Source organism: Flavicella sp. IMCC45537, from assembly GCF_057197705.1.
In genome coordinates this window covers 1,380,413-1,394,877 of record NZ_CM170067.1, presented here as the reverse complement: position 1 = coordinate 1,394,877, position 14,465 = coordinate 1,380,413, and the positions used below count along the sequence as shown (strand labels likewise).

The window sequence follows — 14,465 nt, the reverse complement described above, 5'->3', positions numbered from 1 at the left end:
ATAGAAATAATGATGAAATATATAAAATTTAAATTTCTAATTTTACTAGGTCTCACATCGTTGATTTCTTGTGTAGACTACTTAGATCAATCTCCTGAATCAATTATTGATGAAGAAGTTGTGTTTTCAACTTTTAAAAACGCTCAGGGTTTTGTTGAAGAGATGTATGCATCTGTGGTAGATTATGGAACCGCTGCACACACCTTTCAAGATTATATTTATGGTGATGATGCCTATGGAAATAGAACATGGAAAGCAAGTTATTTAATAGATTTTGGTGATTTAAATGCAGCTGCAAGACATAGATATTCTTATTTGTGGAACTGGCAAAGTGCTCAGTATGGAACGAGTAATGCCAATATTGAGAATACAAATGCAAGTAGAAGACCTGGTATGTATGATGCTAGTATGAGAGGTATTCGTAAAGCGAATATTGTAATTGCAAATATCGATTTGATGGTAGATGCTACTGTTGCTGAAAAAAATGCAATACTTGGTCAAGCCTATTTCTTTAGAGCATTTTTTCATAATGAAATCATGAAGTTTTACGGTCGTTTTCCTTATATAGATTTTGTGTTGGTTGGTGAATTTGATTTGCCTCGTCCAGCAACATACAAAGAGAGTGCATTGGCTGCTAATGAAGATTATAAGAAAGCTATAGAATTGTTACCAGTGAACTGGGATAATGAGGCCTACGGACAATTAACCCTAGGAGATAATAAAGGAAGATTGACTAAAGGAACAGCTTACGCTTTTCAAGGTAAAAACCTTCTTTTTGCGGCAAGTCCGTTAATGCATGGGAATAATCAAACAATAGATACCTATACTTATGATACTGAATTGTGTGATATGGCTGTTGATGCCTTTGCAGGGATTCTTAAATTAGCAGACCAGGGAGTGTATGGTTTGTCTAGCTGGGAAGATATTGATGAAGTATTTTGGAAATCACCAGCACCAAATTCTTGGCCGGGTGGTTCTGAGTTTATCTTTTCTGCAACCGGAGGCCTGCAAGTACAGGCACAAAGGTTTATGACAGCCGGTGTTGATAGACAAATTCATGGCCAAAGTGGATCTGAAATCGTTAGTCCAACGCACAACTTCATTCATTATAATTTTGGAATGGCCAATGGTCTTTCTATTGAAGATGATATGAGTGGTAATTATGGGACACCAACTTATGATCCAGCGAATCCATTCGCAAATCGAGATCCTCGTTTTTATAAATGGGTTATCGTTGATGGAGATTCTTTTGGAACTAGCTCGAATATACCTGCTAAAGATAGAGTCGCACAATTATATACAGGTGGAGAACACCGTAGTACAGGTAGTGATAATCAACCGTCGACAACAGGATATATGCATAAGAAATTTTATCCAATTGTTGATGGAGAACCTCATAGTAGATGGAATAATATCATAAGTCAATATACTGGGGTACGTTTGCATATGAGACTTACGGATGTTTATTTGATGTATGCAGAAGCGTTACATGCGTCTAAAGGTGCAACAACTGCACCAAGCTCTTATGGTTTGACTGCAGAGTCGGCAATTAATTTGTTCCGTACTAGAGTTGGTATTCCAAATGTGCATTCAGCTATCGTGTCAGATAATAATAAGTTTATGGATGAATTAAGAAGGGAAAGAAGTGTTGAATTGAGTTATGAGGCGCATCGATGGATGGATATCCGTCGTTGGGGTGTAGCACATGAAATTAAGTACAGAAGAAAAACATCTTTAGAATTTCCTCAAGATCACTCATCATTTACACCTACGCTTCTTGTAGAGCGTGTTTGTGAGTTTCCTAAGCATTATTGGTTACCATTTGCTGCTGAACAAACTCAGATTTATGAGGGATTCCCTCAAAATCCAGGATGGTAGTTTTATATAATTCGTTTTAAATTAATACAAAGAAAAAAATGAAGAAAAATATATTATACAGGTTGTGTACTCTAGCTAGCCTTATGTTGTTCTGCTTTGGAAATATTGCAATTGCACAAGAAGGAATAGAACTTAGAGAAGTAAAAGCAACCGTTGTTGATGAACAAGGGAATCCGTTAAGTGGAGTTACTGTCATTAACAATGAAGGAAAAGAAGTAGTTTCAGATGTCAACGGAGAGTTCAAAGTAGAGTTGAAAGATGATGATTATGTCGTTGTTGAAAAAAAAGGGTATGAATCAGAATTGTTAAATATTCTTGATTTAACACAAGATATTGTTCTAATAAAATCATTATTTATGGCATCGGAAGAGGATATCATAAAGATGGGGGTAGCTACAAAAGAGCGTCGTGAAATTACAGGAGCGGTTGCTTCCGTAAATACTAAAGATCGTCAAGTGTACGACAATACCCAATGGGTTAGAGATTACATCAATGGTTTGATGTTAGGAGTTCGTGGATCGGATAACATTAGAGGACTTGGAACTGCTACTTTTGTTATTGATGGTGTTATTGGTCGTGATCCGAATATCTTAAACATGGAAGAGGTAGAGCAAATTACTGTTCTTAAGGATGCGAATTCAGTTGCCTTATACGGTAGTCAAGGTAGAAATGGTGTGATTGTTATCAACACGAAACGTGGAAAAATTAACAAAAAAGAATTTAAAGTTAATTTACGTACGAGTATTGTTGAACCAAGGGCTATGCCAAATTATCTAAGTTCAGTAGGATACATGAAACTTTTCAATGAGGCTAGAATCAATGATGGTTTAGAGCCAACTTTTCCTGCAGAACTTATTAATGAACATATATTAAGTGATAACAAGTATAGATATCCAGATGTTGATTTGTATTCTAAAGAGTATATCAAACCTTTCTTACATCAAACGAGCTTGATTACTGAATTCTCAGGAGGAAACAAAAATACACAGTATTACATCAATATGGGTTGGAATCGAAGTTCAGCATGGGAAGAACTAAATGAGGATATAACAGCTGGGGTAAATCGTTTCAATGTAAGAGGTAATATTGATTTTAGAGTAAACGATTGGATTACGAGTAGTATAGACGGTATTGCAGTTATCAGTTCAAACAAATCTTCCAGAGCAAATTTATTAAGTTCTGGGACTACGTTTAAACCGAATTCTTATTCACCACTTTTGCCTGCTGATTTAATTGATGCATCGAACAACCCTACATTAGAAGGGCAACTAAAATCTGCGAGAGTCTTTAATGGGTTTTTGTTGGGTACTACACAAGAATTTAAAGAAAATGCACCTGTTGCCTTGGCAATGGGAGGGGGACACAATACAACAGTTTTTCGGTCTACTCAGTTCAACAACTCAATCAATTTTGATTTAGCGAAAATCACAGAAGGTTTGTCATTAAAAACCTATGTTAGTTTTGATTTTTATGATTCTTATAATGTTTCTATAACGAATCAGTATAAGACATATGTACCGACATGGACTGACGATAATATCACTAGCTTAGAAGAATTTGGTGAAAATTTAAAAGATCAAACTGAAACGGTTTCTACAAATGGTTTTGTGTCAAGATTTGGTTTTTATGGATTGTTGAATTATGATAAAACGTTTGCAAAAGATCACTCTATAAATACGACTCTTTTAGGATACTATAATGCTCAAAGTAGCAATAATGTGATTCAAACTAATAAGGATTCTCATTTTGCAGTACAAGTAGCATACGATTACAAGAAAAAATTATATGCTGATTTTAGTGCTGCTTATATTCATTCAATTAAATTGGCAGAAGGTAATAGAGGAGGTTTGTCACCAACTCTTGGTGTAGGATATGTGTTAAGTGAAGAATCGTTTTTACGTGATAATACTGTTGTGAACTACTTAAAGTTAAAAGCTTCTGGAGGTATTATAAAATCTGATCAAGGAATAGATGGATATTATTTATACGATGAAAATTATTCTGATGGTAATAATTTTACTTGGAATGATGGAACATCTAACCGTAGACAAGATATTTCTCAAGGAGAAAATTTGGATTTAGGTTTCGAAGAGCGTATTGATTTGAATGTTGGTTTTGAGACTTACTTATTGAATTCACTTTGGTTAGAGTTCAATTACTTCAAGTCTGATTTAGATAAACAAGTAACCTTTTTGAACGATCAATACCCTTCTTTTTATAATACATTTAGACCTTATAACAATTATAATAAGAATACGTATAATGGTATTGAAATAGGTGTTGATTATAAAAAAAACATTAAGGATGTTACGTTTAGTGTAGGTGCCAATGTGATGTATAGTCAAACTGAAGTTGCAAAAAGATCCGAAATATACGAGTTTGAGTATCAAAATAGAGCAGGTAAAGAAGTATCTACAATTTTTGGTTTAGTGGATCAAGGATTTTATACAGAAGCGGATTTTGATATGGTGGATGGAAGTTACGTCTTAAAAACGGGTATGCCTGTTCCAGGTTTTGGAGCTGTACAACCAGGAGATTTAAAATATCAAGATCAAAACAATGACAATGTTATTGATAACAATGATCAGGTTGCTATTGGACAATCGAGTAGTCCTTTGTCTTATGGAGTTAATTTGAATGTAAACTATAAAGGATTTAATTTCTTTGTATTGGCAACAGGTCAATCTGGTGCTGATGGAAACAAAACCAATTCTAGTTTCAACCAATACTATACAGTAGATGGAAATGACAAATATTCTGAAGTTGTGTTAAACCGTTGGACTCCGGAAACAGCAAATACGGCAATATATCCTAGATTGTCATCTCAAACGAATCAAAATAATTTTAGAAATTCTACATTTTGGTTGTATGACAATAGTTATTTTAACATAAATCGTGCTCAATTAACATATGAGTTTACAGATAATTTATGTAAAAAAATAGGTATGGATGCCTTCAGTTTGAATTTACAAGGTACCAACCTTTTAGAAATCTCTAAAAACAAGGAAATACGACAGTTACGAATTGGTTCTGCACCATTAACGAGATCTTACACTCTAGGGATAAGAGCGTCATTTTAATTAATTTAAAATTAGAGAAATAAAATGAAACAAATTATAAAATATATTTTAGTTATGTTAGTGTTTACTGGCATGATTAGTTGTAGTGACATCAATCCTATCGATGAAAATAGATTAGATTTTGATTTTGTTGCGGATAATGCTCTAGCTGCAGAAGGTATTCTGTTAAATGGGTATGTTGGATTAGTAAATCAATACTCTTTTTCAGAGGGAGGTACAGATGATGCAGTGAATAATAAACTTAGTAATGGTTATAAAAGAATTGCTCTTGGTGAGTTAAATTCTCAATACAATCCGGCGAATCGTTGGGGTTCTTACGAACGTGTATTTTGGGTAAATAAATTCTTAGAAATTATTGAGGCAGGTGAAACTCAGTGGAACAGAAATGAAAATGTGAATCTGATGTTTAATATGAGGTTGAAAGGTGAGGCTCTCGCACTTAGAGCGTTGCATCATTTCTATGTGTTGCAAGCGCATGCAGGATTAGCATCAGGAGAGTTGCTAGGTATTCCTTACTTTACGCAGTTTATTGAATCTAATGGTAATTTTAATACACCACGTTTAAAGTTCCAAGAGTCGGTTGATGCGATTATGAAGGATTTCGACGATGCTTTGGCTTTATTACCTACAGATTATGGATTGAATGCTGGTGACGTAGATCCTTGGTATACTAGTTTACCTAATTATGATTTTGGGGATTACCAAGTGGTAAATGGAAGCCTGTTCAATTTGCGTATTTCGGGAAGAATAGTTAAAGGTTTAAAAGCGCGTTTGGCTCTTTTTGCTGCAAGTCCAGCTTTCTTATATGAAGAAAATGAGGGTACTAAACCATATTATACCATGGCGGCTGATCTTGCTAGTGAATTGTTAAATGACATCGGTGGTGTAGCTGGATTAGATCCGAATGGGTTGGAATTTTATAATATCGATGAGAGTGTAACTGGAAATGAGATGTTATGGCGTGGTTCAATTGGTGGTAATAATACAACATACGAATCTAGAATGTTTCCTCCTTCGGTGAATGGTACAGGTGAATTGAATCCATCTCATAATTTTGTAATGGCGTTTCCAATGTTAGACGGAACTCCGGCTACAACTGCGAATGGTTTTGATCCTCAAAATCCTTATGCTAATAGAGACCCTAGGTTAGAGAAATATGTGGTTGTTAATGGGGCTACATTTGGAGGAGGAGTTATCAATACAGGATTCGGTGGAGGTATTGATCGATTGGATTCTATTCCTCAATTTTCAACAACTACCGGTTATTATCTGAAAAAATTGTTGCATCCTGATGTACGAATTAATAATGATGGAACATCAACTGGTAAAAGACATTACAATGTGTATTTTAGATATACTGAATTGTTTTTAATTTTGGCGGAAGCTGCAAACGAAATTGCAGGTCCAGACCATGCTGTTAATGGAATGTCTGCACGTACTATTTTAGGTGCTATCCGAAACAGAGCCGGGATCACACAACCCGATGCGTATCTTAATTCAATTACAGGAGTAGCAGAGATGAGAGATCTTATTAGAAACGAGCGTAGAATAGAACTGAGTTTTGAAGGCCATCGCTTCTGGGACCTTAGAAGATGGAAGGATGAAGTTAGAGATGATGTAAATTTAAATGCATTGGCTAATGGGTATTATTTTGACGGAACTAATTATATTGATATATCTGTTGAAGATAGAAGGTATCCAGATCATGGAACGTATATGCCAATTCCAAATTCTGAAATAGTTAAGTTTTCAGAGTTGGTCCAAAATGAGGGTTGGTAAGATATTTTATAACAAAAAGATAAATAAATATTATATGAAAACAAAAATTTTAATATTGTTTGCGTTCGCCATTGGTTTGGTGTCATGCGAAAATCAAGACAATGATTTTGATGATTTCGGTTCGACTTCAGTTTATTTCCCTTTTCAAAATCCAGTTAGGACCTTGATTCAAGGTGACTATGATTTGGGGTTTAATGAAAATGATAATAATGGTCGCTTTGTAGTTGGTGTTACAATGTCGGGAGTTTATAGTAACGATTCTGATAGAAAGGTTCATTTTGTTGTTGATCCCGCTATCATTGATCCTGTTGAATTAGGCGTTACTGATGTAAATGTAAAGGTATTACCTGAAGCATATTATACGATTGAACAAACAAGTCCAGTAACAATTCCTTCAGGATCGATAAAAGGTCGTATTCCTGTAAAATTGAGTGATGCGTTTTTCGATGATCCATTGGCGTTTTTTACAGATAAAGACTCTGTAAATTATGTCTTGCCTTTGAAAATTACAAGTATTGAAGGTTTAGATGTTTCGCTTACCGGGGTTCCTGCAGAAGGAATTACGGATCCTAAAAGAGTAGTTGCTACAGATTGGGAGGTTGCACCAAAAGATTATACGTTATATGGAATAAAATTTAAAAATAAATATGATGGAATCTATTTGCGTCGAGGTGCAGATAAAATTGTAGGTACTTCTGAAGTTGTGAAGGTTTATACGAATGGTGACCCTACAGAAACTACGACAGATAACATTGATGATTCTACAATTTATTCAGAGGAAAACGTTGTTGAGGATGAAGTGACTCCGGTTTTAACAGCTGGAAAAAGCAAAGCAACAAGTACGAGTTTTATCAGAAGGGCAGCAGGTTTGCCAAATGGAGAAGATATTTCAATATTATTGACAGTTGATGCTAATGAAGATATTGTAGTTAGCAATGCTGATGAAAGTAGTCCTTTGGTAATTACTGGTACCGGTAAATTTGTTGAAGATGGTGACGCATGGGGTGGTGAGGCACGTCATGTAATGTATTTAGAATACGGATATCAAGATCAAACTACTGAAGTTGAAGAAGAGTTTTCTAGAGGAAGTCTATATGCAACAACGACTACAACAGTGGATTTACAACATACGGTAAATGACACTTTAGTTATTAGAGATAGGGATGTTAAATTTGAGCAATTTGAGCTTACATTAACACCATAATGTAATAAAGAATAAATTGTAATAATTAAAAATAGCGGGAGATATTCCCGCTATTTTTTTTTGTTCTTTTTATTAGATAAGGATTCGATAATGTATTTAGAATTTTTATATGAAAACTCGAAAATCTCTAGTCAATAAGTTGGTTCTTTTTGTAATTGATTTGGTTTTCACCAGTAGTTATTCATAAAAACAATGTTGTAATAGATGTAAAACTAATTAGCCCCCCCCTTTTTTGTGTATTTCTTTTTAAAAGGTTCTAAACCAGCAAAATTAAGTGCCAACTTGTAATTATGTTGGTGTGTTTGTTAGATTCTAAAGACGTTATTTCTTATACATGTTCAGAAACCTTGTTTATAAAAGAAAGAATGAATAATACGATTATATGAAAGCATACCTAATATACTTGAATTCATTTAAATCAAAAAAGCCATAGATAATAAATCTATGGCTTGTTTTTATGACCGTTTAAAATGTTTGTGTTTTGTTATTTCATGTTAGATAAAATCAATAGAAATACCATCTCTCCACATAATACGGGCTTCTCCACTTTTACATCTATAAGCACCGAATCTAGTTTTAAGCTGGGTAGTGTTCGCTCCATTTGGTATGGTAAAATACCTTGTAATGGTATTACTAGTACTAAATGCATTGGTTAATTTGATAACAATTTTATGATCACCACTATGGTTAATTTTATTTTCAAATTCAACTTTCACTGGAGTATTTTCATTTGCGGAAAAATTAAGGTTGATGACCTTTCTTTCCAATTCAGTAGTACTTCTGCTTGTGACAAGCTCCATGAAGTAATTAAATGTTTTTTTTCCATTACTATCTGTTCCTCCCGGTTTTACGAGAACTAAGGCAACTGCTGGATCATCGGATGCAGCAGGATTGTTTAAATTGTCCTTTGCTTTTGCTTGTACTATGTATGTACCAGATGTTTCTGCCAAATCGGTATCTGGTAAATTGTTAGTAGCATCACCAACTGATTTTACTAAAACATAACCAGAAAATAGAAGACCTTCGTTTGTTGTAGGATCGTTAACTTTTCTACTTTCGCGTTCAATTCTAGGTTGTAGATTGCTAGAATCTCTATCATTGGTTCCGGCTTTGATTCGATACTCCCCGTATATGTGTGAACCTAAACTGCCGTTGTTTACTGTTTTTTGTGAGTAATTATATTGGCAGGTTCTGTCGTCTATGTCTTTCGTTGTACCAGTACTAGAAGCGTCGTTGACATCCTCAGATTGAAGAAATCCTAAATCTTCATATCTGTATACTCTTTCATCATCCGGGTTTTGCCCTGAACTTGGACAGCTATTTACATTCTGATCTTGCTTTTGAAAAAGGTTAGGTGTTTTTTTGCTTTTTGATGAATCGTCTTGTTCTATGTCTATTTGAATTTCTTCATTCGAACAAGAAACTGAAATGGTTAAAAGTAAAATTGAAGAAAGTTTACCTAGTTTAAAAATTGTTTTTTTCATTAAAATTGGTTTTAAGTTTTTGTTAGTTAATTGTTTATGGGTTGTAAAACTACGGTAATAGGCAGTCCATACTGTGATGCACTGTATTGAGTAAGGGGTAATATAGAGCATTAATGAGTTAATATACTATATGTTTTCAGTAGGTAGATTGGTTGAAGGGGAATTAATGTTGTCTATGCAAATGGAGAAAAGAAGGTTTTGTTTTTAGTTGAGTCGTTGTAAAATCAGTTGTAATAATGGACTTATTACATCTAATCCTAAATCGTGTGCTAAAGGAAAAATATTTTCTAAATAGGTCTTAGTCAATACTGTTCATAACACGTGATCAATTAATATTAAATATTTTTGATTGACTTAAACCTATTATAGATTATGTATAAAAATAAATTTTATTTAGTTGCTATTTTGTTTGTTTTTTCTTTTGCTGTCGCATGTTCAGATACTGATGCAGTACCTAAACAAGAAGAACTTATTGTGATACCTGGACCTTCAGAACCGGAAGCTCCTGTTACCGATGTAGATCAGGACAATGTTGTGTCTATTAATACAGGAGTTGTGGTTGGAGAAATGTATAATTTTTGGTCTACGAGACCTATGATCAACCAAACAAGATTTAATGCTGCTGGTTTTAGAAGCTCCATAGAACCACTTAAAGATTATGTGAAAGATTACAATCTGGTTAGGCTGATTGGTGGTAGAAATGACGATCAGAACACTTTTTTTAAGGGAGTAGATGCATCAGGAAAAATTATCACTGATTTTAGTGGGTTGATAAGTTCGATGAGAAACTTTATGTCTACAGGGTTTAAACCTAGAATTGTTTTAGATAATGTTCCTTGGGGTATGAGTGGTGAAAGAATAGAAGATACTTATGGTAATTCTAAACCTCCTTTGGACTATGATTTATGGAGACAATATATCAATGCAGTGTTGCAAGAGCTAGTAGCTGAATTCGGAATGTTTGAGGTTAAAAATTGGCGTTTTAGAGTAGCTACTGAACCTAACTATACTCCAGATCATTGGAGAGGTACTAGAGATGAGTACTTTAAGCATTATGATATTACCGTTGATGAAGTTTTAAAGGTGATTCCGGATGCCATCATCGGTCCTGGGAATTTACTAACTGAAGGAGCTGCTACATGGACAACAGATATAATTGATCACTGTGCAATTGGGACAAATTATGCTACTGGGCAACAAGGAACAAGAATGAGTTTTTTCTGTATTTCTTATTATGAGAAAATAGATAAAAATGAAATGAAATGGAATGAGGTGGTTTCATTGTATAGAAATAAATTGAATAGTTATCCGCAGTTTAGTGATATCCCATTTGACATACAGGAATTTGGAATTTTAAGAGGGGATAATGGAAATAGAGGTGCAACAAGTTTAAATGATGCTTCAGAATTCGGAGCTAGTTGGTATGCCACCATTGCAAGTTTGGCGTATGATAGTAGGGTTACTGAAATATATGATTGGGGACAAGAATCTCATGGCTTAGCTTCAGGTAGAAGGAATGTCACTGAAATGTTGTTGAAAATGGAAGGTGGAAGTAGGTTGCAATCCATTGAACCAATGTCTGTAGATAATATTCACAGCTTTGCTGGTGTTATCCCAGTGAGTAAAAACGGGAAATTGTATTTGCTGGTTTACAATCATCATACAAAAAGAAGCCAAGGAACGAGAACATTGTATCCTGTGCTAGAGGGCGGCGCTATTTCTGGTATTAGTCAGTGGAAAATGAATGAATGGACAATTGATAAATCACATGGTGTTTTTATGAATGAACTGTATGATGATATAATTGAAGCAGGTGTTGCGACCAAGCCTAATGGACGTATTTATGGTACTTCGGTAGGAGATTATTTTGAAGACGGATGGGAGTCTGTTTTTAATTCAAATAAATCTAAATATGAAGAGTTATCGAAGTTACCACAGACAAAAGAAAATTTAATTATAGAAACACTAGATGGCAAAGTTACTCTAAAGGTTGAGATGCCTTCTCAAAGTGTTAAACTTATTGAGTTGATACCTCAATAAATAAATGATGTAGTTTGAGTTTAGTTTTTCTCCTTATTTAATTTTTTTTAAGTAAGGAGATTTTTTGAATTTGAAAGGAGCATTAAGGAATCAACTAAATTAACCCCCCCCCTTCAATATACCATGAATAGATCAATTTTCAATTTTCAATTTCTGTTTTTGCTAATTTTGAATATCGCTTGCGGAAGTAGAATAGCAACCAAAGATAGTGATGCTTTACGTATTGTTGAAGTATCGTGTAATTCAAAAAACAATCCCTCTACCGTTGAAAGTCTTCAACCTCATTTTTCATGGATAGTTAAAGCTGAAGGATTTGCTAAATCACAATCGGCCTATCAATTACTAGTGGCTACATCCTTACAAAAACTATATAAAACCGAGGCTGATATTTGGGATTCAAAACAAGTGAAAAGTGAGCAATCATCATTTGTAAAATACCAGGGAAAGCCATTAGAAGCATTTCAAACCTATTTTTGGAAAGTTAGAATCTGGGACGAAAAGGGTGAAGTTTCAACTTGGTCTGAAACTCAAAAATTTGAAACAGGATTGATACAAGATTTGAATTGGGGAGCATCTAAATGGATTACTTTAAATAAAGATACTAGAACTTCAAAATATAGTTATAGAGATTATAAAAGAGGTAATATGAAAAAAGCAAAACCTGTTAAAGGTTTTGCTGCTGGTTATTTTAGAAAGGAAATAAATTTGAATAAAGCTATCAAAAATGCTGAGGTATACATTTGTGGATTGGGATATTATGAGTTGTATTTAAATGGAGAGAAAGTGGGAGATCATGTCTTAGATCCGGCACCATCTAACTTTGATAAGCAAGCATATTATGTAAATTATGACATCACAAAACAAGTTCAATCTGGTAAAAATGCATTCGGTATTATAGTAGGAAATGGGTTTTATGGTCAAAATATTTCTTGGAATAGAGATCCAGAATCAAATAAAAAAGGAGTGTCTTACGGTCCTCCAACTGTGCGATGTGTGGTAAAGCTAAAGTATGCTGATGGTACATCAGAGGATTTTTATACAGACCAAAACTGGAAAGAAGGAACAGGACCAATTGTGTTTAATAATATTTATGGAGGAGATACGTATGATGCTAGATTTGAAATTAATGGTTGGAATACTGTAGGTTACGATGATACGTCATGGGGAAATGTAAAAGTAGTTACTCCAAGTGTTAGAAAAATAAGTGCGCAACAAATTCCGGCAATTAAAAAACTAAAAGAGTTTGAACCAGAAAAAGTTTTTAAAGGAGCAGATGGGGAATGGATTGTAGATTTTGGACAAAATATTGCAGGTTGGGTAAAAATTAATGTAAAAGAACAACAAGGTCAGCTTATTGAAATTGTTACAACTGAAGCTTTAACTACAAATGGAGAAGATATTTACAAAGGTTCTACCGGAGGTGGTGCCAATGGTATGCCTCAGCTATACAAATACATTTGTAAAGGAGAAAATGTAGAAACTTGGGAACCTAAATTTAGTTACCATGGCTTTAGATACGCAAAAATAAAAGGTGTGTCGACAAAACCAGATGCTGAAATGATTAAAGCGGTTTTAGTTGCGACAGATATTAAAGAAAAGGGAAGTTTTTTGTCTTCAGATGAACTACTGAACAAAATGCATCGTATAAGTAAATGGACTATTGTAGATAATGTTCATGGTATTCCTGAAGATTGTCCACATCGAGAAAAATGTGGATGGCTCGGAGATGCACATGCGTTTTGTGAATATGCTTTGTACAATTATGATATGTATGAATTCTATAAAAAATATATGGAAGATATTCGTACTCAAATGCGTTCAACAAAAGGACATAACAATCCTGAACAAAAATTTCAAGTACCTACTATGATTGCTCCAGGAAAAAGAACATCTACCTATGCAAAAATAGATTGGGGAGTTGCCACCATGTATTTACCTTGGTACAATTATAAGTTTTATGGTGATGATGCAATTGTAAAAGAATACTATGATGCCATGAAAGACTTGACCAATTTCTATCTAAATTTTAAAGGAGATAATGGTGTCATGCAAGATGGAATGGGAGATTGGTGTCCTCCTTTATGGGATAGACGTAAAAATCCATCAGCAATGGAATGTGATCCTATTATTTCTGCAAACGCCTATTTTTATGATGTTTTAAAAATAATGGAGGAATTTGCGAAAATAAATGAAGATCCAGCTTTTGAAGCAAAAATGATAGTTGAAAGTCAGGCTTTATTAAAAGCATTCAATAAAGAGTATTTAGTAGCTATTCCAAACACAAATTACAAATGGTATCAAAGTCAGACAGCAACTGTTCAAGCATTGCAATTTGGGATGGTTCCAAAAGCTGAAATTAAAGGAGTTGTAAACGGATTGGTGCACGATATCGTGAATGTAAAAGGTGGTCATCATGCTACAGGAATTCACGGTAATAGATATATTTATACAGTTTTGACAGAAAATGGACATGCAGACTTAGCATACCAAATTTTAACAACTCCAGATTTCCCAAGTCAAACATATGTTATGAATTCAGGATTCACGACTTGGCCTGAACGACAGTTTGAATGGGAGAAATTAGAAGGACCTTCAAACTCTTTAAATCATCCAATGCATAGTGGATTTGCTGCATATTTCTTTGAGACTTTAGGAGGAATTAAATCTTCTATTGAAAATCCAGGTTATAAGGTTTTTACTGTAAACCCTGAGTTCTCTAAAAAAATTACCTCAACTTCAGTTTCTGTTCCGACTCCTTATGGTACAATTCATAATAAATGGAAACTAAATGAGAATACGTTAACAATGGAACTGATAGTTCCTTTTAATACCAAAGCGAAATTAATTTTAAGCGAAAAAGAATTTGAGTCTCTTGTAATTAATAACAAGACCTTGAAATTAGGCCATGAAGAATTCAAACTAGAGGTGTTAGATGATGCAAATGTGGTTTTAGGTTCAGGAACATACAATATTAAATATAAAAAAAACTAAACCAAACTT

The 14,465-nt window shown here is 34.1% G+C and carries 7 protein-coding genes; 6 read left to right on the top strand and 1 reads right to left on the bottom strand.

Annotation, left to right across the window (positions count from 1 at the left end; translation table 11 throughout):
• The first annotated feature begins 12 nt into the window (after positions 1–12).
• The 4 genes from AC2DGP_RS06135 to AC2DGP_RS06120 are packed head-to-tail and all read left to right on the top strand — an operon-like array spanning position 13 to position 7,941.
• Complete coding sequence (locus tag AC2DGP_RS06135) at positions 13–1,878, top strand: RagB/SusD family nutrient uptake outer membrane protein (RefSeq protein ID WP_484492132.1); 1,866 nt, start codon at positions 13–15, stop codon at positions 1,876–1,878.
• 38 nt (positions 1,879–1,916) lie between these two features.
• Positions 1,917–4,958, top strand: coding sequence for a SusC/RagA family TonB-linked outer membrane protein (locus AC2DGP_RS06130; protein WP_484492131.1), 3,042 nt, complete (start codon positions 1,917–1,919; stop codon positions 4,956–4,958).
• A gap of 24 nt (positions 4,959–4,982) precedes the next feature.
• Positions 4,983–6,737 (top strand): RagB/SusD family nutrient uptake outer membrane protein, encoded by a 1,755-nt coding sequence (locus AC2DGP_RS06125; protein WP_484492130.1) that lies wholly within the window; start codon positions 4,983–4,985, stop codon positions 6,735–6,737.
• 34 nt (positions 6,738–6,771) lie between these two features.
• Positions 6,772–7,941, top strand: a complete 1,170-nt coding sequence (locus AC2DGP_RS06120; RefSeq protein WP_484492129.1) for a DUF5627 domain-containing protein — start codon at positions 6,772–6,774, stop codon at positions 7,939–7,941.
• 494 nt (positions 7,942–8,435) lie between these two features.
• Here the strand turns inward: AC2DGP_RS06120 and AC2DGP_RS06115 are convergent, their stop codons facing one another.
• Positions 8,436–9,425 carry a hypothetical protein gene (locus AC2DGP_RS06115; RefSeq protein ID WP_484492128.1) on the bottom strand — a complete coding sequence of 330 codons (990 nt, stop codon included), beginning with the start codon at positions 9,423–9,425 and terminating at the stop codon, positions 8,436–8,438.
• A gap of 372 nt (positions 9,426–9,797) precedes the next feature.
• On the opposite strand from AC2DGP_RS06115, the gene AC2DGP_RS06110 reads away from it, so the two are divergent.
• Both AC2DGP_RS06110 and AC2DGP_RS06105 read left to right on the top strand, forming a co-directional pair.
• Complete coding sequence (locus tag AC2DGP_RS06110; protein ID WP_484492127.1) at positions 9,798–11,465, top strand: GH39 family glycosyl hydrolase; 1,668 nt, start codon at positions 9,798–9,800, stop codon at positions 11,463–11,465.
• Between the two features lie 123 nt (positions 11,466–11,588).
• The gene (locus tag AC2DGP_RS06105) at positions 11,589–14,456 is read left to right on the top strand and encodes an alpha-L-rhamnosidase (protein WP_484492126.1); all 2,868 of its coding nucleotides are present in this window, start codon (positions 11,589–11,591) and stop codon (positions 14,454–14,456) included.
• Positions 14,457–14,465: the final 9 nt, after the last annotated feature.